Origin of the sequence: Campylobacter gracilis, assembly GCF_018374135.1 — a bacterium.
GTDB lineage: Bacteria > Campylobacterota > Campylobacteria > Campylobacterales > Campylobacteraceae > Campylobacter_B > Campylobacter_B gracilis_A.
On sequence record NZ_JAHAFS010000006.1, the window covers coordinates 47,868 to 69,398 of the forward strand.

Sequence of the window (21,531 nt, forward strand, 5' to 3'; positions counted from 1 at the left end):
GCTTTAATTAAAGGCGTTAAATCATAGCTGCAAATTTTAAATCAGGAATATGGATGTGCTTGGACTATGGCTTAGATCTCATAGCAGGTTAAAATTTGCTCCGCGTCCTCGTCGTAGGCGTTATCGACTAGTACGAGATCGCGGTCGCGCTCGGTCGCGCGATGCCTGCATTTTTCATTTTCACCGTGAGCGAGGAGTGAATATTCACGGTTTTCGATACCGCGGCCGCCTCTGGACGCTAAATTTTGCCCCTCAAACGCACCAGCTTGCTCCGTTTCGTATTTTGCGCTCGCAGCACGGCAAGAAGTAGCCGTAACGACGCCTAAAATTCTTGTGCCCTTTTGTTTAAATTTATGCGTCAAAATAGGCTTTGCCGCGAGGTATTGGACCTGCTCGCCGAGTTTAAATTTAAAGGGCTCGTCGCACTCAAATTTATCCATCGCTTCGCACCTGGATTTGCTCGCCTCGCCCTGCGTAAATTCGCCGGAGCCGCCGCGCTCGAAGCCGCCCGCTTCGCTACGCATGAGATTAAGAACCCTCAGCTCATTCGGCTCGTTTATAAAGTATCCGCGCCAGCCGTCTGATCCGTTCGCCGCAAGCTCGAATTTATCGAAATCAAAATTGAGCTTCACGCGGAATTTAACGTTAAAATTTGCGTCTGTAAAAACAAGCTCGTTAGCACCCTCTATTTCGCCGTTTTCGCCGGCCTCACCCGCGTAAATGCAATATCCGCCTTCTACGCGCTGCGCCTGCGTCATAGGGCAAGTTTTAGTGATAATTTTAAGCTCGCAACCGCTCAAATTTAAGCCGTAAATTTTACCCGAGCGCGTAAAAATCAAGAAATTTAGCTCATCTTGCTTAAAAATCGCCGTGCAGCCCCTTAATCGCTTTCGCATGCCCGTCTGCGTCTCAAAATCGTAAATAAAAAGCGTGTCGTCGGTTGCCGTAATAGCCTTTTTATCGTCATCCTTGCTACTTAGCGCGATAAAGTTGCCATATTGGCACGCCCTTTTTGTGCTTTGAGATGAGCGCGAGATCCGCGGCGTTAAATTTATAAATCGTGTCTACAAAGCCCAAAATTACGAGCGTGCGGCCGTCATCGTCAAAGGTCGCGGCACGGGTAAAATCGCGGAAAGGCGCGCCGGCTAGCTGCTCGCCGCTTGCGAGCGAGAATTTTCTAAGCTTCATCTGCTTTTGCTCGTCGTTATCGCCTGCGTAAACTGCATGATCGCCCTTTATCAGGATGTTTTCGCCGATATCGCGAAGTCTATTTTGAAGCCTGCTTTGCCATAAAATTTTCATCCGTCGCTCCTTTTGTTTGTGCGCAAAGAACACAGCGCGATTTAGTGCCTTTAATTTGCGCTAGCGGTTTTATCAGCATGCATGCTAATCTTTGAATTTATTGCTTTTAATTGCGCTATTTGCACGGCGCTCGGTACCGATTTAATCGACATTTTAGCCGTGCTTTGCGGGCAAATTTATCCGCATAAATTTCGATCGTTTACGTAGTTTATTCTCTTTAATTAATTCACGGCCATGCACCGATAGGTGGTTGAATTTCTATGTCGCACAGATTTTGTGGGCAGCATATTTTAAATTTAAAGCAATTGCGCTATATTTATCTGACATCTCTTACCGATACTTTTGTTCCGCGCTAATCAGATCTTGCACTTGGCATCGTTAAAGGCAAACACCTCAACGTGAGTGTTTCCGCAATCAAAAATCTCTTGCTAACGACGCTTTTTGCGATCACTTTCATATCGGCGTTTAGATTGTAAATTTTACTCATTTTCTTCCTTTTGTAAATTTGCGCGTCATTGTAGCTAAAGTTTTCAAGCGATTTGTTGATAGGGGTTATCTTTTTTTTAAAAACCAATGATAAAAAATGACAAATCATAATTTCTTTAATATGTCAACCTCATATGTACTTAAATCAATTTTTTCAAAATTCTTTTTCACATATTCAATAATATTGTTATTGGGCATATCTTTAAACTTTTTTAACGCGGAGGCGGGAACTCCAAAATCTAAAAGTATACTTAACTTATTATCCACTCCTTCATGTTCCAGAATAGAAATAAATGCAGAATAATTAGCAGCTTGTTTGCCATTGAGATAATTTACAATGCTTTCTAATACACTAAGCCTTTTAGGTATTTCGAATTTGGCTTGATTTCTGATAAAACCAAATACTTTTGAAACAGATAAGTTAATGATACTCTCTTCATTCTTACCTCGATTGGCATCTAGCGTATGCTGATACTTAATCTCATTACTTATAATAGAGTGCAAATTTCCACCCCGGATTATTTGATGGCATTTTTGAGCTAAGAATTTATAACTATCTCCTTTATTGCCTTCCAATAAATGATCTACTATACATAATGTACGAGATAATGTTTTATAAGTAGGAATTGGTGCATCCCAGCTCAATTGATTCAATATCTTTTTTCTACCCTTTAAGCAATTATAAAGGTGCTTTTGCTTTTCAATACTATAATAGTTCGATTTAAAAATTTGCAATAAATCTGCAGGTAAATCTTTAATTAATTCTTCATATATTCTTCTCTTTTGGTCTTTTATATCTTCATTATTTAGATTAATTAAAATTTCACTCTGCAGACTATCATCTTGAGTAACTATGGGAACATCTATATTTTCCATCTCTTGCCTTGGAGGATCATCAAAACAATATACTTTTCCAGTATAGTATTTCATCATTCTTCCAGCACGCCCCTTGATATTATTAAAATCAAAATAAGTCAGCTTGCTTGTGCCTTTGCGCATATCATATATGATAATATTTTTTGCGACAGTGTTTACACCCTCTATTAATGAGGTAGTTGCAAATAATATATTTATTTTATTGTTATTAAAATAGTCGAGTTGAGCATTAACAATATGCCTAGGATATTGACCGTTATGTAAACCTATACCTTTTTGTAAGTATTTTTTTAAATTCCATTTTACGGAAACGTTTTCATCAATCCATTCAAAAATTGGGAAAGTATTTTCTGTGCCTTTTTTATTATCTCTAATAAATTCATTTGACAATTCTTCTGCTTGAGCAGGGGATTTAACATAAACTATAGTAGGCTCACTTAAACTATTTAATAGCCCAAACAGCTTCATTTTCCTTTCTTCCTTGGAACTACAGCTTATTTTTTCCAATTCTTGTCTTACTAATGAATACTCCGTTTTAAAGAAATTTAGACTATATTTTTTAATAAAATCATTATCAACGCTATCTACCGATGGAGTCAATAATATTAATTGCGGATTTCTAAACATTACTTTGTAAAATGCAATGTTTAATTGGCTGACTCTATCGTCGTGTTTATGGTTTGATATTTTTATAAAATTCATCAACTATAAATAAATCTATATTGTTAATTTTGGGTAAAATATCTAAAACTCGCTCACTGGTTAAAATAAACAAGTTGTTTGTTTCATTTATATCCTGGCTTGTATTAACCACGATATTACAAAAATCTTGATAATTTTGGAGCTTTTTTCTAGTTTCATCAATTAGTGCCAATGTCGGCTGAATAATCAATATATTGCTATATTTTTTTCTTGCTACAAATTCTTGTATTAGTAAGCTTTTACCAAAACTAGTGGGTGCGGAAATAAGTAAATTTTGTCTATTTGAGATTTTTTCTTCTAATACTTTCTGCCAGTAGTGAAACGTTACTCTATTGTTTTTTAGAATCTTTTATAAATTTAGATTTGTGAAATTCGCACCTAACTAATGCAGCAGTACTAAGCAATTCATTTTTATCTTTTAAATATGGATAAAAACCAAAACTTTCAATTAAATCAATAAAAATAGGCCTTATACCTTCATTAACACGCTCCCAGTTTTCTAAAACTAAAATCAGGCTATCCATATCTTCATTGGCCGAAATTTCTTTGGCTATTTTAAAACCCTTATTTAAATCTGACAAATCTAAAATTTCAAACATTAATTCTGCTCTTTTTTTAATTTTTCATGCAACTTTTTTACTAACTCAAATTTACTTTTTACTGGAAATAAAAATAAATTTATTTTAAGCCTACCTTTGTTGGCAAAATCTTTAATTTTTTGGTCAAATTCTTTTCTAGTATCTTTCGCAAAATTCTCTAATATATCTCTAAAATCGCTATGTGTATTGCCAGGATTATCAAATTTAAAATTATCTAAAATTTCACTATCAAATAGTGCAAAAAAGCAAGCATTTATATTTGATAGCCTTTGTATAAAAGTACTAGATTTAATTAATTTCCTTATTTCATCGCCCACTTCTCTATCGTCATAATAATCGCTTAATCTATTATTGATAATTGCAAATTCGGACTTGAAAAAATCACAATTAAAATGCTCCGATAAATCATTAGCCAAATTTTGTAATGCTTTTGATAGGCTTTTATAAAATTTACTCTCACCTATCCAGAGTTCATTCTTCTCTTTGTCATAATGAACCGCATCAAAACCATGAACCATTCCGCTTGGACTATCTTTAAAATATATTTTGGATATAAGTTGTGGTTTATTAAATTGTCTTTCCAGTAAATAATATAGTATAAGCTCTCCAAATTCGCCACGCTTTAAATATTTATCTTCTGCATCCTCATCTGCCGATATGAAATATTCGTTAGCTTCTTTAATCTCTTTAACTTTATAAAGCAACTCCATGCCGTCCCTAGTAGCTTTTCTAGGACTAGATTCCGATGAAATCTTTAAAGCTCTTTTTTTTACCGAGTGCAAAGAATGGAATTTCATTAAAAATTTCCTCATTCCACTCATCTATTTTTTGATATACCCGTCCTTCATCGTTTATATCAAAAACGATATGAAAGCAATATGTTTGAATACTTTCATACTCATACTTATTTGTTAGATAGTTCAAAATTTAAGCCTGGCCAAATTTCACTCCCACTCTATCGTCGCAGGCGGTTTGCTCGAGATGTCGTAAACTACGCGGTTGATGCCGTCTACTTCGTTTATGATGCGGCGAGAGACGTTTTCTAGCAAGTCGTACGGCAGGCGCGAGAAGCTAGCCGTCATGCCGTCGCTAGCATCCACTACGCGTATGCACACGGCGTTTTCGTAGGTGCGATTATCGCCCATGACGCCCACGGAGTGCACGTTTAGCAGCACGCAAAACGCCTGCCACGTTTTGTTGTACCAGCCGCTTGATTTTAGCTCGTCGCGTAGGATCACGTCGGCTTTGCGCAGTAGCTCGAGGCTCGGCGTATTTACCTCGCCCATTATGCGGATCGCAAGACCCGGGCCGGGGAATGGATGGCGGAAAACGACTTCGCGCGAAAGACCTAGTTCAAGCCCCAGCTGGCGCACCTCGTCTTTGAAAATTTCGCGCAGAGGCTCGATCAGTTCAAATTTCATATCCTTGGGCAGCCCGCCTACGTTGTGGTGGCTTTTGATCGTCTTGCTTGAGCCTGCGACCGAGCTTTCGATGATGTCGGTGTAGAGCGTGCCTTGGGCTAGAAATTTTACGTTTTTGTGTTTTGTCGCTTCTTTGCTGAAAACTTCAATGAAGGTCGCGCCGATGATTTTGCGTTTTTGCTCCGGATCGACCACCCCTTTTAGTCTGCTTAAAAATAGCTCGCTAGCATCGATCACGTCTAAGCTCACGCCGAGTTTGAGCCTAAACATCTCCTCTACCGCCTTGCGCTCACCCGTGCGGAGCAGTCCGTTATCGACGAAAACCGCTATTAGGCTCTGTGGCACCGCATGCGCCAAAAGCGCCGCTACGACCGAGCTATCCACGCCGCCGCTTACCGCGCAAAGCACTTTGGCGCCCCCTACGCGCTCTTTTATTTTGATCATCTGCTCTTTGGCGAAGCTGCCCATATTCCAAGTGCTGGTTATTCCGCAGATCTCTTTAGCGAAATTTTTTAAAATTCTATCGCCAAACTCGCTGTGGCAGACCTCGGGGTGAAATTGCAGCGCATAAATTTTACGAATCTCGTCGCCGAATACGCACCACTCACTCTCATCCGAGCTTGCCATCACCTCAAAGCCCTCCGGCAGGCTCTCGACCTTGTCCGAATGGCTCATCCAAACGGTTGAGTTATCCTCCACGCCGCCAAATAGCTTGCTAGCGCGAAGCAGCTTCAAAGAGGCTTTGCCATACTCTTTTTTACCCGCAGGCACGACGCTGGCGCCAAATTTATGCGCGATGAGCTGCATGCCGTAGCAGATACCTAAAATCGGAATTCCAAGCTCAAAAATTCTATCGTCGCAAAAATACGCGTCTTTAGCGTAAACGCTAGCGGGCCCGCCGCTTAAAATAAGGCCTTTGGGGTTTTTTGCTTTTATCTTATCGATCGGTGCGTCGTATGCGATCAGCTCGGTGTAAACGCCTTGTTCGCGCAAGCGCCTAGCGATCAGCTGGGTGTATTGAGAGCCGAAGTCCAGCACTAAAATGTCTGCCGTTTGCATGAAATTCCTTTATAAAAATTTTTGAAAGTATAACAAAGCAAAGCTAAAAACGACCTATTCGTCGCGTAAAATTCTAACGCCACCTTTCGCGTCGTTCGTTTTATTGTCGTCCGCGGCGGATGCCTCTGCGTTCGCGGTTTGCTCATCTGCGCTCGAGTAAAAAGGCGGCGCTTTGTATCCGCAGCCGCTAAGTAAAACTAAGATAAAAAATGCTAAAATACGCTTATGAAAAGCACCAAAGATATAATTTCGCATATCAGAAAAGATCCTTTATTCGCCTCCATGAGCGATAGGATCGAGTTTATGCGGCTTTTGCCGATCAATTGGCGCCGCATAATCGCGTTTATCTACGTCCGAGAGGGCGATTTGATGATAGCTCTGAAGCATCCGCTGGGGCTGCAAGAACTAAAACGCGATAGTAATATAAAATTCATAAAAGAGTTATTAAGCTTGTTCGTGCGAAGCTATCCCGCATGCGAATTTAGCGCGGTAAAAGAGATAAAATTTTTCGTCGCGGATAGAGTAATGAGCAGAAGAAGGGCGCAAATTTATAAAGCTCATTTGCGCCTGGATGGCGAAGCTTTATCTTTGGAGCGCGCAAAAGGGGAGTTTAAAAACAAAATCCAAGATCCGCAAATTTACCGCGCCTTTGAAGAGATACGAGGGCTAATCCTTGCTAATAGAGGAGATTAAGAGCCTGCCTGCTAGCCCCGGCGTGTATCAGTACTTCGATGCCGCGGGCAAGCTGCTATACGTCGGCAAGGCAAAAATTTTAAAAAATCGCGTCAAAAGCTACTTTTCTTTCACGCCCGCTCTCGCGCCGAGCCCAAGGCTGAGTGCGCGCATCGCCAAGATGATAAGCGAGGCTGTGCATTTAGAATACATCGTAACGCCCAGCGAGAGCGACGCGCTGATACTGGAAAATTCCTTCATCAAGCAGCTCAAGCCCAAATACAACATCCTACTGCGCGATGATAAGACCTATCCATATATCTACGTAAATTTAGACGACGACTTTCCGCGCTTTGAGATTACGCGAAAGATCATAAAGGGCAGAAACATCAAATACTTCGGCCCCTATTTTCACGGCGCAAAGGAAATTTTACAGACGCTTTACATGCAGTTTCCGCTCGTGCAGAAGAAAAATTGCGTCAAGGGCAAAAAGGCCTGTTTGTTTCATCAGATCGGGCGCTGCGCCGCTCCGTGCGAGGATAAAATTTCAAAGCAAGATTACGCTCATATCGTACAGAGTGCGCTTGCGGCTCTGAAAAATCCCCAAAAAATGGTGCCGCAGCTTCAGGATCGGATGGTGCGGCTCGCGCAGAGCGAAAATTTCGAAGAAGCCGCGCAGATCCGCGATAAGATCGAAATTTTAAAGCAGATGAACGTAAAGGTGGAGGTCGATCTGGCAAAGCTCGATGATTTCGAGGTCTTTGCGATTGCCGCACGCGACGGGCTCGTCTGCGCCGTGCATTTTAGCATACGCGAGGGTAAAATTTCAGCCTCAAGCTCGCACATAATCAACTGCAAAGCCCCAAGCGCCGATGATATCGCAAACGCCTACAAACAGATGATCTTAAGCGCCTTCCCGGCCGCGGCTCCCGTGGCGTGCGCTAAAATTTACGTTTACGACGAGTTTGACGATGCGGATCTGGTATGCGAAATTTTATCCAAGCGGCATGAAAGAGCCTTTAAAATTTACGCGCCGAAAATCGGCGAGAAGCGTAAAATTTGCGAGATCGCATATCAAAACTGCGAGATCAATATCAAAAAACATCTAAAAACGCACGATTACGCATTTTTACAGGAGCTGAAGGATTATTTTAATCTTACGAATTTGCCCGTAAATATCGAGGTTTTCGACAATTCGCATATGTTCGGCGCCGCAGCCGTGGGAGCTATGATAAGCTTTCAAGACGGCGAGTTTAACAAGCAAAACTACCGCCACAAGCATCTTAGCTCAAATAACGACTACGATCAGATGCGCGAGTACCTAACTAGCCGCGCGCTTAAATTTGACGAGCTTGCAGCGCCTGATCTGTGGCTCATAGACGGCGGAACGGCTCTACTAAACTTGGCGGAGGAAATAATCTGCAGCGTCGGAGCAAACGTCGATATAATCGCCATCTCTAAAGAGAAGATCGATGCTAAAGCTCACCGCGCAAAGGGAGCTGCGAAAGATAAAATTTGCACGAAGGGCGGGATTTTTTCGCTGCCTACGGACGATAAAAAACTTCAATTTTTTCAGCGCCTGCGCGATGAAGCGCACCGCTTTGCGATCTCGTTTCACCAAAAGAGCAAACGCAAACTCGATCTACAAAGCTCAAAACTGCTAAGCTTGGGCGTTAGCAAGGGAAGTCTGAAGAAGCTTTTGGACTTTTACGGCGATTTTGAGAGCATTTATGCGGCGAGCTTCGATGAGATCAGATCGCTTACGAATATCCAAACCGCGGAAAAAATTTTAAACAATCATTAACGAAAACCTAACGCAAAAAGCTATATTTAAAGATTTGTTTAGTAAAATCACCCATTAACTTTGCAGGACGGCTAAATCGTCTCCGCCTAGCGTGACGGAAGCGACTTCGTTTCTCCGGTTGAATAAAATTTAACGTCGCGTAAGCTGCGCTTTGAAGGATTTTGTATGAATTTAAATACTACAAGTGCTTTGAGACTTGTTAGCGGTATCCCGTTACTTTTGATTTTCGCGTTTGCATCATATTTCTTGTTTATCTCTTTGCAGGATTACGCCAGGGTGGGAATTTTGCAGCAACAGATTGCTAAAAACAGCAATCTTGCGGCGTTAGTAGAGCAGGTAGATAAAGAGCGCGGTATCACTTCGGCGTTTTTGGGTAGCGAGGGAAATCCCGGTATGGGAACCCTTCTATCGGGTCAACGCAAAAAAACCGACGATGCTCTTGCAAAGTATAAAGAAAGCAAAAATATCAGTGAAAATGTCGTAAAAAAGACTATTTTTGATATTTTCGCTTACGGCACCGGTAATGACGAGCTTTTGGCTGCCGAGACCGATATAGACGGTTTATTAGACAAACTTCCGCAGGTAAGAAGGGATGTCGATGCTCAAAGTAAAAGCTTCGGTGAGCTTTTCAGCTCATATTTTCAAAAATTCGACGATGATGTAAAAACAATCCAACGAGTGCTAAGAGAGGGTCTTGTAAGCTCAAATATCACCGTTTGGACGGTTTCATTGCTTAATACCTACGAGGCGATGGACGCCACCGCATCGGAGCGTGACTATATTATCGAATACATTATCGGCAGCAAGGCGATGAATCAGGCGCAGCTAAGGACCTGGGCTAGCTTCAACCTATCTAGTTCGCTCCCTAATTACTACTTCTTGCCGGAATCTGATGCTAGAGCTGCAATTTTAAAAATTCTAGACGGAGAGGAATTTCAAAACGCATTAAGAGAAACTGCTAAAATTTCAGCCACATTGCAGCAAGAAGCGGACGAGGGACATTATAGCGTGCCTTTTCAAGAGTGGTTTGCCTCTACTACACTTAAATATAAAAAACTAAGCGAAATTTCTGAAAAGATCAATGCTGAGCTTGCAGCGCATGCCGATACTTATCTAGCGCAAAGGCTAAGAAACCTATTTATCGCTCTTGGCATATGGGCTTTAGCGGCTATTTTGGTCGTTTTTGCCTTGGGTATTACAAGACGTTTAAGACAGAATGTTACCGACCTCGGCAACGTGCTTAGCCGAATCGGCGATTTGACGAATCAGCACGAACACATCGACGTTAGGACTAGTGAGGGTGTTAACAAGGCATATTCGCTTATCGAGGATGCGCTTGATCTGATTGCGTATCAAAAGGGCGCTGCGGAGGATGCCAATAAGGCAAAATCGATCTTTTTAGCTAATATGTCTCACGAGATCAGGACGCCGCTTAACGGCATCATCGGCTTTACGGAGCTTCTTAAAAATACCGATTTGGACGAGGAGAAGCGCGATTACGTTGATACCATCGAAAAATCGTCCGAAAACCTTCTAACGATCATTAATAACATTTTGGATGTCTCCAAGATCGAGAGCAATAAGGTCGAGCTTGAGGATATATTATTTAATCCTATCCAAGATTTCGAAAGCGCGGTTGAAATTTACGTCGCCAAGGCTGCCGAAAAGAATATCGACATCTTGCTTTACATCGATCCTACACTCGTGCACCACCTATACGGAGACATCACGAAGATCAAAGAGGTTCTTATCAACCTCATGTCAAATGCTGTCAAATTTACGCCTGAGCACGGCACTATCGTGGTTGAAATTTTAAGGGAGCCTAGCAAAGCTCCAGGAGAGGCGATCGTAACGTTTAGCGTAGAAGATACCGGCATTGGAATTTCTGAAGATAAACTTGCAAATGTATTCAACGCCTTCTCTCAGGCCGACTCTACGATCACACGCAAATACGGCGGAACAGGTCTTGGACTTACGATTTCGTCTAAATACGTAGCGATGATGGGCGGTAAGCTTCAGGTCAAATCTACCGTAGGAAAGGGTACTAGATTTTATTTCACCCTTGCTTTTAAAGAGACACAAAAAACTGATGCGGACGCAGTATTTGAAAGTATCAAAGGGCTAAATTTTGCGCTTTTAGCTGATAGCGCTGATACGATGTATAATGATATCGTTAAAAACTACATCAGCAAGCTAGGCGGTAAAATTTCGATATTTAATACGAACGCGCAGTTCCGCTCAGCGCAAAATAATAACAAATATGACGCCCTTATCACTAGATTTAAGAATTACGGCGAGGTTAGCGATATATTGAGTATGCCTACGATCTTGACTCTTAAGCCAAAAGAGCTTCAAAGTATTAGTATTTCAAATTCTAAAATTTTTACCCTCACAGAGCCTTTTAATTTAACTAAATTCGTTAAGACGCTAGATAAAATTTCAAAATCCGGAATTGCTCTAAGCAGATCGGATTTTGCTCCACAGACGCATGAGATTAAGCTGGATGCTGAAGTAGAAAAGCCTATCGCCCTTGATGAAATGATTATGGAAGAGCCGGTAGTAAAAGAAAGACCTATCATCAACAAGCTCGATGAATTACGACATGCTACTACTTCGTCGGCAGACGAGCTACGCGCTATCTTGCAAAGCAGAAGACGTACGCATGATGCCGAGGCTCATTCTGCGCATAAAGAGGAAACTGTTAGTAAGCCTAGTATTGCTCAAGAGCTCAAAAAAGAAGCTCCTAAGGTAGAAGAGCCGGTCATTAAGCCTATAGATATCGAGCCTATGAACGATATTAAGATTGAAAAGACAGAGCCTGAATCGCCAAAGATCGATATTGATATTCCTGAAATAGTAATTCCACACACAGAAAAGCCAAAGGTAGAGCCTTCAAACACAAAGGATGCCCAGACCGATATCGATGAGCCTATATCTTTGGAAATCCCTGATGATTTTGTGGGGCTCAAAACACATGCGACGCAGACCCAGGCTCCTAAAGCCGAAACTCCTAGTATCGATCTTTCTGATATCGAAATAGAGCTTCCTAAGATTAAAAAAGAGGAAGAAGAAGTAAAGGCTGAGCCTGCAAAAGTAGAAATTCCAAAGGCTAAGGTTGAGACGCCTAAGGCTGAGATTGAAATTCCTGATATAGATATCGATCTTTCGGATATCAAACCGAGCGCCAAGGTGCAAGAGCCTGCCAAAAAGGTTGAAATTCCAAGCGTAGAAGAAGAAATTCCTGTAGCCGTTAAAACTGAGCCTGAAATTCCTATCGCTAAAGCTTCGAAGCCTGATACTTCAAGTGTTTCTGCTCATGAAGATGAAATTTCAAATGTTAAACTTTCAGAACCTGAAATTCCAACTGAAAAGAAAATCGAACCAGAACCTATCGCTGTTGAGCCAGAACCGGTAGTAATTGAGCCTAAATTAAAACCTATAGAGCCAAAACTTGAAGAGGTTAAACAGGGACCGTCAAATATCGAGTCTGAACCGGTAACGCCAGTAGTAGAACCGGCAGCTCAAAATATTCCTGCCGAAGAGCCGAGTATTGAGCCAGAGCCTGTGGATATTTCAAAGGTGGAGCCTGCTACTCAAAACGTCCATGTCGAAGAGCCCGAGATCGAGCCTGTTAGCGTAAAAGTCGAACCGGTAGTTATCCCGCAGCCTGAAGAAGAGGAGATGGTCGAGGTGCCCGTCACCGTGTACGAAGACGAGCAGCAGGAAGAAACCATTATGGTCGAAGAGGATGTCGAAGTCGAAGAAGAGGTTGAAGTGCCGGTAGAGAGAAATCCTGCCGATGAAAATGTACCTTTGGTCAATAGAAAATATAACGCCAAAATCCTTATTGCGGAGGATAATGAGATCAACCAAAAGCTTATGAAGCATACACTAAATAGCTTTAATATGAATTTAACGATAGTCGAAAATGGACTTTTGGCGCTGGAAGCCAGAAAAGCCAATAACGACTATGATCTCATATTTATGGATATTTCGATGCCTGTTATGGACGGTATCGAATCTACAAAGCAGATCAAGCAATACGAGCACGAAAATAATCTCCGCCACATCCCGATCGTGGCTGTTACTGCCAATGCGCTAAAGGGCGATAGAGAGAAATTTATGGCGGCGGGGCTTGACGAATACTGCACCAAGCCGATCAAAAAGGATATCTTAGCCCAAATGCTAGATAATTTTATTGGTGATAAACGATCTGATGCAGCGCCCGCCGGTGGAACTACAAAGAAGCTGGTTAAAAAGCTTGTCAAACGCCAGGTGCCTAAGACGGTCATTAAAACCGTCAAAGTGCCTAAGACGGTAATGAAGCTAGTTCCTAAAAAAAGCATAGTTTCCGATGATGTAGTGAAAGCTAAAGGTGCGCGCGTGCCGACAAAAGATATACTTATATGCAAGGCAAACATTATGGAAAGTAAAATTTTTGCCAGCATATTAAAACACCAGTATAAAGACGTAGAAATTGCGGGTAATTTCGACCAGCTTATTTCTATGGCGGCTACGGGCAGTTATAAGCTTGTTTTGATTGATAAAAAGCTAGCAGGGCTAGACTTAGCGGCGTTAGAGAGCTTACGCCGAAAAACGTCTGCGACAAAGCTAGTGTTGTTTTCTAACGACAACGATGAAAATCCACTATTTAGCGAAGTCGCTAGTTACAATATCACCAAGTCGGGTCTTGAGAAACTCGCACAAAAATATATATAAGGATGAGGTCTTAAATGAGAGATTTGAAAGTTTTAACGGTTGATGACGACGCTATAAATTTAAAGCTACTTGAAGTTATGCTAAAAAAATACGGCAAATTCCAAACCATACTCCAAGCCAAAAATGGTTTGGACGCCCTTGCTGTACTCGAAGTTCGGCCCGTTGATTTGATTTTATTAGATATCGTAATGCCCGTGATGAATGGGCTGGAATTTTTAGATAATCTTCACGCTAGAGAGAGCATAGCTCATATCCCCGTAATTGTCCTTACGACGGACGAGACCGCTAAACGAGAGGCTTTAAATAAAGGTGCTTATGACTTTATGACAAAGCCCATCAACGATAAAGATCTTCACAAAAAACTAGACGACGTTATGAATATTATCGGCGATTAAATTGCCGATTTTGTCCTCGTAGCTCAGCAGGATAGAGCGCAAAATTCCTAATTTTGAGGCCACAGGTTCGAATCCTGTCGGGGACACCATTGCTCTTTTTGAGATATTTTGCTTTCAAATTTAAGCCCTCATATTCCATATAGAATCACGTTATAAAATTTACTTGTAGTTCGTGAAACCTTGAATTGTAAATTTTAAAATTTACTATCTTGCGCCGCGCGTTTTTTGCGACTGCATATCCGATAAATTTTAAAATAGCGCCGCAAAAGACGCCGTAAAAAAAGCGAAATTTAACGCGAAATTTTATATAATCTCACGATTTAATGCGAGGAGATAGGATGAATAAAAAGGCGTATTTCGGGAGTTTCGGCGGGCAGTTCGTGCCCGAAACGGCGATGTTCGCGCTCGAGGAGTTGGAGGATGCGTACAACACCATAGCGCAGACGAAGGAATTTAAAGACGAGCTGGGTTGCTTGCTGCGCGAATACGCGGGGCGTCCGACGCCGCTATATCACGCCGCGCGCCTTAGCGAGCACTATGGGCATGAAATTTATCTAAAGCGCGAGGATCTTAACCATACGGGCGCTCATAAGATCAATAACGCCCTAGCGCAGGCGCTATTAGCCAAAAAAATGGGCAAAAAAAAGATCATCGCCGAAACCGGCGCGGGTCAGCACGGCGTGGCGACGGCGACGGCAGCGGCGCTATTCGGGCTTGAGTGCGACGTGTATATGGGCGAGACCGACGCTGCGCGCCAGCAGCTCAACGCCTTTAGGATGCAGCTTTTGGGCGCAAATTTAATCAAAATCGGCACCGGTCTTAAAACGCTCAAAGAGGCGACCACCGCGGCGATTCAGGCGTGGGTGAACGAGATTGAGAGTGTATTTTACGTCATCGGCTCGGCGGTCGGGCCGCATCCGTATCCAAAGATGGTTAGGGAATTTCAGAGCGTCATCGGCGCCGAGACCAGATCGCAGCTCGCAAGCAAGGGGATCAAAGCCGACTACGTCCTAGCTTGCGTGGGCGGTGGAAGCAATGCGATAGGAATTTTTAGCGCGTTCGTGGATGATCCTAGCGTGCAACTCATCGGCGTCGAAGCGGGCGGCTTGGGCGCACATACCCCTTATCACGCAGCGACCATCACTAACGGGCGCGCGGGCATCATCCACGGTATGAAAACGATCGTACTGCAGGATAAATTCGGCATGATCGAGCCTGTTCACAGCATCTCGGCGGGGCTTGATTATCCGGGCGTAGGCCCTGAGCACGCGCATCTGCACGAGATAAGTCGCGCAAAATACGAAGCGGTAACCGACGATGAGTGCATCACAGCGCTTAAACTGCTCTGTAGGCTTGAGGGCATCATCCCCGCGATCGAAAGCGCGCACGCATTAGCGTATTTGCAAAAGCTCTGCCCGCAGCTAAAAGGCAAAAAAACGATCGTCGTAAACGTAAGCGGCAGGGGCGATAAGGATATGGATACCGTGATGAATTACAAAAAAGGAACGATTTATGGATAAGATCAAGGCGGCCTTCGCCGGCAAAAAGGCAAACATCGGCTACATCGTGGCGGGCTACCCGAGTCCAGCGCACACGAAGGAGTTTTTGTCAAATTTAGACGAAAGCGCGATCGACCTGCTTGAGATCGGCATCCCGTATTCCGATCCGCTCGCAGACGGCCCGGAAATTTTTAAGGCGAGCTTTTCTGCGGTGCAAAACGGCGTAAACGCGGAGAAGGTATTTGAAATTTTAAAAGGGGTGCAAACGCGCAAGCCGCTCGTGTTCTTGGTCTATTACAACGTGATCTTTGCCTACGGCGCGCGCGAGTTTGTAGTGCAGGCGGCGCGCTACGGCATCAGCGGGCTAATAATCCCCGATCTGCCGTATGAGGAAAATGAGGAAATTTTCGCGCTTTGCGAGGAGCTTGGTATAGCGCTCATCCCGCTTATTAGTGTTACGAGCGAGCACCGCGCCGCGCGAGTTTTGAGCCGCGCGCGAGGCTTTATCTACGGCGTGGGTGCTATCGGCGTGACCGGAAGCAAGCAAACGCCGATTTCGCGCCTTAAAAATATGGTCGCAGATCTTAAAAAAATGAGCGATCTGCCCGTAGCGATCGGCTTTGGTATCCGCACTGCCGGCGAAGTTCGCGTTACGAAAGAATACGCAGACGGCGCCATCATCGGCACTGCGATCGTAAATTTATGCGCGAACTACGGCGGGCGCGAGCTGCAAGACAAGATCGCCGAACTTTTTAATTAATGGAAAGAGTATGAAAAAGATATTTTTGATTTTAATCGCAAATTTTTGTCTCGGCGCCAATCTAATGCAATACGATCTTTTCAACCACGACGACAGCGTCGACATCGCCTTGGCGTTTGACTCCGCATACAAGCCCGACATCGTGCGCCGCGTCGACGGGCAGTCTATGAGCCTTATTTTAAAAGGGCTTGGTGGTGATGAGAAATTCAACGAAATGCGCACCAATCAAAAGGTCTTAAAAAGCTTTACGATAGCGCCCAAAGGCAAGGATATCGAGATAAATTTCCCCACCGGAGCCGATCTATCGGTCGATGCTCTTACTCAAGACGGCAATCTCAAGCTCATTTTGCGCGTAAAAAATCCCGCTTTCGATCAGAGCAAGATGAGTGTAAAGAGCGAGGCGAATGAAACGGCGCAAAGCAGCAGCAGTGGAGTTTCTGTAATGCCGATAATCGTAGCATTACTGCTTGCGGCTGCGGCTTTCGTCGGCGTGCGAAAATTTTTATCACACAAGCCGCAAAAAAGTATCGACGAGACATGGCGGGTTTTTGAAGACGACGCTAGCATGGAGGATGCCGATGTGGATGGGACGGGCATCGATGAAATTTTAAAGGACTCCTCTTTTAAAAATCAGAGCGGATCAAAGAACGCAAATTTTACCAATTATTCTGGTGCGCAAGAGTTTGCGAAGAAAGATGAAGCCTCTGCTTTAAATTCCAACAATTCTAACGACTCAAAAAACGTAGATAGCGCAGATTTTTTCAGGGGCGAGAACGTGAGCGAAGAGAGTGCACACGATAAATTTTACGATGAAGTTGCGCGTGCCAAGCGCTCGGAATCTACGGAGGCGGACGAAAACTATGAGAGTGCCGAGAATATAAGAGCAGCGGATAAAATTTCGCCGCTTAAAGTAAGCTCTGCCGAGAGTGGTACGATGGAATTTCGCGAGGGAGCAAAAGAAAGATCGGATGCAAAAGAGCCCAAGGTTTCGGCATTTAGAAGCATTTTAGAAAATGAGTTGCTTAGCTCGGATACTGCAAGACCTAGCGACGTGCGAGTAGAGCTGGTGCGCGAAATCGACGAAAATAATGCTGCCGTAGTGCTAAGCTTCGCGGGCAAAAAACATCTAGTGGTGCTAAAAAGCTCCAACGCTATCGATTGATGAGGCGTGGAATTTCGTAACTTGCGGGCTTTGCGACCCATAAAATTTTTGCAATTTGTTAAATTTTTAAAATTGTGGAATTTTATAACGCTAGAAATTTATGCTACATTCAAGCCTCATCGCCAAAAGGTCGCGATGAGGCTTAAATTTAAAAAGAAAGAGAACGCAAGCTCGGGTAAGCTTTAAAATTTAACCCGCGCCTCGCCCGTATAAGCTTAATCTAAAATCTTACTTCCAAATCGACGTAGAAATTTCGTCCAGCGCCTACTGCTACAGTTTCGCGCGTGCGGTTTGCGTTGATGTAGTGGCGATCAAAAATATTATTTACGCCAAAGCTTACGTCCGCGCCGTCAAGGACTGGAATAACGCCGTTTTTGATCTTGTAGCTTCCTCTAAAATTAGCAATTGTAAAGGACTTATCTACATAAAAATACTCCCTCCCGCGTGCAAAATATGAAGCGGGTTTGGAGTGAGGTTTGAAATAATGGCTCACCTGAAATCCTAGACTCAAATCTTGCAGCGGCGAATAATCTATGTTCGCGCTTAACTTTTTGGCGTGGTTATTGATGTTTTCGTGCGTCTTTTTATTGTAAATTCTAAGTCGCTCGAAGCTCGCGCCGAAATCAAAGTCCTGCGTTTGGTAGTTTGAGCTTAGCTCAAAACCATGCCTTTTGGCTTGATCGATATTTTGATACTGCCCGTATTGTTGCGAAAAGCCGCCCGGCGGCACGCCAAGATGCGGTAGCGGCTTAACGTCAATCATATCTTTGATATTGCCGTTAAAGTAGATAAATTTCATATTGAAGTGATCGTCCGTAAAAATTTCATCCTGTTTAAAGCTAAATCCGACCTCATACTCTTTGACGGTCTCGGGCTTTAGATCGGGATTTGGGATGTAATAATACATTCGGTTGATAGGCCCTGCTTGCGATGTCTCGTGCGGCGTAGGCGCGCGGAAACTCTCGCTGTATCCCGCTAAAAGCGTAAATTTATCAAATAGAGTGTAGGCAATCGCCGCGCGCGGAGAAAATCTGGAATCTTTAAATTTCGCGGGTTTGCCTTTGATGTTGCGATCGAATCTATCGTATCTACCGCCCAAGGTAAGCTCTAAATCATCGTGCAAGCGGATCAGATCCTGTGCAAAAAGCCCGTAGCTATTGTATTCGTTCGGAAAGGAGGCGAAATCTCTTAGCGCTCCATTTTGGATAAAGATCGCATCCTCCTGCCTATTTTCGTAATCGCCGCCGAAAGCGAAGCTATGATTTAAAAAGCCCGTATCAAATTCCGAGATATTTTTGATCTCTAGCCCCTTACGATCGTCTTTGTTCGTGTAACTGCCGGTATCTGCGCCGTCGATATAGCCGCGTTTATACTCAGCTCTGCTTTTATAGGCCTTAAAAGACATATCAACTAGCGGGCTTTGCGGCGTAAAGCTCCAATCAAAAACGTAATCTCTCTGGCTTAAATTTCCATTTACGAAGAGATCTGCATCATTTTGCCATAGTGTCTGCCACATCGTGTGTAAATTTTCGTCGTAATCAAAGGCGCTGAAGCTTATGCGGTGATCGTCTAAATTTGTGCCGATCTTAAAAAATCCGGTATCGATATGCTCGTTATTAAAGCTCTTGTCGTAGTCCGGGGCGTAGTGCGTGCCGCCGTCTGCGAACTTAACGTTGCCGTAGCTTGCGCGCTTACCGTAGAGTAAAACGTCGATCGGAATTTCCTCTCCCTTGCCGTAGATTGCGCCGCGCGTGCTATGCATATTGTTTGATTCGAGCCTCTGTCCTAGCATCAAACCTACGCTTTTACCCTCGCTTAGATAATCGCTCGCGCTTTTGGTTTGCATATTTACGATACCGCCGATTGCGCCCGAGCCGTGAAGCACGGACGAGGCGCCCTTTATGACCTCGACGCGCTTTAGGATGTCGCTATCGGTGCGAAAGGATGAGATCATATTCGAGTACATCCCCGCGCTCCTGCGCACGCCGTCTTGCTTGATGATGACGCGCTCGTCGCTTTGATATCCGAATCCGCGGATCTGAAACTGCCTGCCGATCTGACGCCCCATATCCATGCTGCCGTCAACGCCCGGTATCTGCATAATCGAATCGATCACGTTGGTTTTGGCTTTCATATCCTTGGGGGTTAAAATTCCGGCCGAGCCCGCGTATTTTAGGTTATCGACCGCGCTTACCGTCGCTTGCACGACGATTTGGCCTAGATCTTGCGACTTCGTGGCGTTGTTTTCGGCCGCATTCGCTCCGCCTATCGCGCCTATCGCAAGCGGCACCAATAAAATTTGCTTTTTCATGCCTCGACCTTTAAAATAAAATTGAAATACATTATTATATATCTACATACTTAAATAAGGTTGAAATTTAATTTCAAAAACATTTGAAATTTGTTTTTATTGGCAGCAAGCCTTGTACTCCGTCTGAGCCGCTTACGCGTTTTGACTTTGTCTTGTCCGCACCTTGCCCGCGCCGTTTCTGCCCCCTCCGCTCCGCTTGTACCCGCCTACATCACGTTCGCGCTACCTCTACGCTTTAGCTTTTTGTTTCGATCCGTCTGTGCCGAAATCTGGCAGATAAATTTGGCGTTTTTATCTCAACAAAGAGTCTAAATTTAAACATCCGCGATTTACTTGCGTCTAAATTTGGCAATCGTCCGAGCGATTTAAATCTTTCGCTTTTCGTAAATTTAGATCGGAATTTATTTGCTTTTTATTTTACAAAGGATAAAATCGCGCCTAAGAGATCGGTCGATCTAGATTATTTCAGGATTTTTTCATGAATAACGTTAAATGGTACATCGTCGCAGGCGCCGTGCTAGGCGTGCTGGGTGCGACGCTAGTGCATTTCGGGAACCCGGGCAATATGGGCGTTTGCGTCGCTTGCTTTTTGCGCGATACCACGGGCGCGCTGGGCTTTCACCGAGCTAGCGCGGTGCAATACATCCGCCCGGAGATCATAGGGCTCGTATTCGGCGGCTTTTTGGCAAGCGTGCTTTGGACGCGCGAGTTTGTGCCGGTTACGGGCAGCTCGCCGTTTGCGAAATTTTTCCTAGGGATTTTCGCGATGATCGGCTGCCTTGTGTTTTTGGGATGTCCGTGGCGCGCGTTTTTGCGCCTAGGCGGCGGCGATTTGACCGCGCTAGCCGGGTTGGCGGGTCTGATCTGCGGCGTACTCATTGGGTTTTTGCTGAAAAAGCGCGGCTATGAGGCGAGCAAAGAGGCAAGGCTTAGCGGCGCGATCGGAATTTTGCCCGTGCTACTGGGCGCTGCGCTGCTTGCGGCCTTGATTCTCGGACTCAAAACGGGCGAGGGCGGCGCGCTTTTTATCTCCGCTAAAGGCCCCGGCGCACAACACGCCGCGGTAGGCATCTCGCTGGCTGCGGGCATTATCGTGGGCGCGGTGATGCACAGAAGCAAATTTTGCAGCGTCGGCGCGTTCGGTAAAATTTTCCGCGGCGATTTCTCGATGTTTTGGGGCGTGCTAAGCGTCATTGTGTTTGCGAGCATCGCAAATATCGCGTTTGGGCAATACAAACTCGGCTTTGATGGCCAGCCTATCGCACACAACGATTTCGTTTGGAATTTCTTGGGCATGGTGCTCGCAGGCCTTTGTTTCAGCCTCAGCGAGGGATGCCCGGGCAAGCATCTAGTGCAGGCCGGCACGGGAAATTTAAGCTCGGGCGTTTTCGTTATCGGCATGGCGGCGGGTGCCGCGATCGCGCACAATTTCTTGCTCGCAAGCTCGGCTAAAGGCATCACCGAGTTCGCTCCTTACGCGGTCGCGATCGGTTTTGTTTTCGCGCTTTACGTAGGGATTTTTCAAAGACGCGTCGGCTAAGGCTGATACTTAGTTTCAGAGATCAATCGAATATAGAGGCAGCGTATCTGATCAAGCTCCGGCAGCGTACTTATAAAGAAATCTGCTGCCGGAGCGGAGCGCTCGCTACAAGATTGGCGCAAGCAGTTAGAAGTGGAATTTAAGAATTTGTAGCCGTATTCATAACGCGATAAAGCAAATGATAAAAATATATTCCGCGCAAGAAAGATTACGATCAATTTTTA

Annotated in this window: 19 protein-coding genes and 1 tRNA gene; 9 read left to right on the top strand and 11 right to left on the bottom strand. The window is 44.3% G+C overall.

Features of this window, described 5'->3' with window-relative positions; translation table 11 throughout:
* Positions 1-71 precede the first annotated feature (71 nt).
* From KH703_RS04140 to KH703_RS04185, 10 genes are all read right to left on the bottom strand, one after another.
* On the bottom strand, positions 72-896 hold the full coding sequence (locus KH703_RS04140; RefSeq protein WP_304294395.1) for a hypothetical protein: 825 nt from the start codon (positions 894-896) through the stop codon (positions 72-74).
* A 76-nt stretch (positions 897-972) separates the two neighbouring features.
* Positions 973-1,302, bottom strand: coding sequence for a hypothetical protein (locus KH703_RS04145; RefSeq protein WP_304294397.1), 330 nt, complete (start codon positions 1,300-1,302; stop codon positions 973-975).
* Positions 1,303-1,654: 352 nt separating this feature from the next.
* On the bottom strand, positions 1,655-1,789 hold the full coding sequence (locus KH703_RS04150) for a hypothetical protein (protein WP_256640061.1): 135 nt from the start codon (positions 1,787-1,789) through the stop codon (positions 1,655-1,657).
* Positions 1,790-1,893: 104 nt separating this feature from the next.
* Positions 1,894-3,132: a helicase-related protein gene (locus KH703_RS04155; protein WP_304294399.1), complete on the bottom strand. Its 1,239-nt coding sequence runs from the start codon at positions 3,130-3,132 to the stop codon at positions 1,894-1,896.
* Between the two features lie 205 nt (positions 3,133-3,337).
* Entirely contained in the window at positions 3,338-3,712 is a 375-nt protein-coding gene (locus KH703_RS04160) for a DEAD/DEAH box helicase (RefSeq protein ID WP_369692724.1), read from the bottom strand.
* Entirely contained in the window at positions 3,696-3,965 is a 270-nt protein-coding gene (locus KH703_RS04165) for a hypothetical protein (RefSeq protein ID WP_304294401.1), read from the bottom strand. Before KH703_RS04165 ends, KH703_RS04160 begins: the two co-directional genes overlap by 17 nt.
* A complete protein-coding gene (locus tag KH703_RS04170; RefSeq protein WP_304294403.1) occupies positions 3,965-4,675 on the bottom strand; it encodes a DUF1837 domain-containing protein in 711 nt (236 codons plus the stop codon). Before KH703_RS04170 ends, KH703_RS04165 begins: the two co-directional genes overlap by 1 nt.
* Positions 4,676-4,700: 25 nt before the next feature.
* Positions 4,701-4,889, bottom strand: a complete 189-nt coding sequence (locus KH703_RS04175; protein ID WP_304294405.1) for a hypothetical protein — start codon at positions 4,887-4,889, stop codon at positions 4,701-4,703.
* Positions 4,890-4,909: 20 nt separating this feature from the next.
* On the bottom strand, positions 4,910-6,445 hold the full coding sequence (guaA, locus tag KH703_RS04180) for a glutamine-hydrolyzing GMP synthase (protein WP_304294407.1): 1,536 nt from the start codon (positions 6,443-6,445) through the stop codon (positions 4,910-4,912).
* A 54-nt stretch (positions 6,446-6,499) separates the two neighbouring features.
* A complete protein-coding gene (locus KH703_RS04185; protein ID WP_304294408.1) occupies positions 6,500-6,700 on the bottom strand; it encodes a hypothetical protein in 201 nt (66 codons plus the stop codon).
* Between the two features lie 27 nt (positions 6,701-6,727).
* Here KH703_RS04185 and KH703_RS04190 point away from each other — a divergent pair, with 27 nt between their 5' ends.
* From KH703_RS04190 to KH703_RS04225, 8 genes are all read left to right on the top strand, one after another.
* Positions 6,728-7,138, top strand: coding sequence for a hypothetical protein (locus KH703_RS04190; protein WP_304294410.1), 411 nt, complete (start codon positions 6,728-6,730; stop codon positions 7,136-7,138).
* A complete protein-coding gene (gene uvrC, locus KH703_RS04195) occupies positions 7,119-8,921 on the top strand; it encodes an excinuclease ABC subunit UvrC (protein ID WP_304294412.1) in 1,803 nt (600 codons plus the stop codon). Before KH703_RS04190 ends, uvrC begins: the two co-directional genes overlap by 20 nt.
* Before the next feature lie 165 nt (positions 8,922-9,086).
* On the top strand, positions 9,087-13,640 hold the full coding sequence (locus KH703_RS04200; protein WP_304294414.1) for an ATP-binding protein: 4,554 nt from the start codon (positions 9,087-9,089) through the stop codon (positions 13,638-13,640).
* Positions 13,641-13,654: 14 nt separating this feature from the next.
* A complete protein-coding gene (locus tag KH703_RS04205; RefSeq protein WP_304294416.1) occupies positions 13,655-14,035 on the top strand; it encodes a PleD family two-component system response regulator in 381 nt (126 codons plus the stop codon).
* 12 nt (positions 14,036-14,047) lie between these two features.
* Positions 14,048-14,124, top strand: a tRNA-Arg gene (locus KH703_RS04210).
* Between the two features lie 249 nt (positions 14,125-14,373).
* Positions 14,374-15,555, top strand: coding sequence for a tryptophan synthase subunit beta (gene trpB / locus KH703_RS04215; RefSeq protein ID WP_304294418.1), 1,182 nt, complete (start codon positions 14,374-14,376; stop codon positions 15,553-15,555).
* Complete coding sequence (gene trpA, locus KH703_RS04220) at positions 15,548-16,294, top strand: tryptophan synthase subunit alpha (RefSeq protein ID WP_304294420.1); 747 nt, start codon at positions 15,548-15,550, stop codon at positions 16,292-16,294. Before trpB ends, trpA begins: the two co-directional genes overlap by 8 nt.
* A 10-nt stretch (positions 16,295-16,304) precedes the next feature.
* Positions 16,305-17,456: a hypothetical protein gene (locus tag KH703_RS04225; RefSeq protein ID WP_304294421.1), complete on the top strand. Its 1,152-nt coding sequence runs from the start codon at positions 16,305-16,307 to the stop codon at positions 17,454-17,456.
* Between the two features lie 220 nt (positions 17,457-17,676).
* Here the strand turns inward: KH703_RS04225 and KH703_RS04230 are convergent, their stop codons facing one another.
* Complete coding sequence (locus KH703_RS04230) at positions 17,677-19,767, bottom strand: TonB-dependent receptor domain-containing protein (RefSeq protein WP_304294422.1); 2,091 nt, start codon at positions 19,765-19,767, stop codon at positions 17,677-17,679.
* Positions 19,768-20,245: 478 nt separating this feature from the next.
* Between KH703_RS04230 and yedE the strand changes: the two genes are divergently transcribed.
* Positions 20,246-21,307, top strand: a complete 1,062-nt coding sequence (gene yedE / locus KH703_RS04235) for a YedE family putative selenium transporter (protein WP_304294424.1) — start codon at positions 20,246-20,248, stop codon at positions 21,305-21,307.
* Positions 21,308-21,531 lie beyond the last annotated feature (224 nt).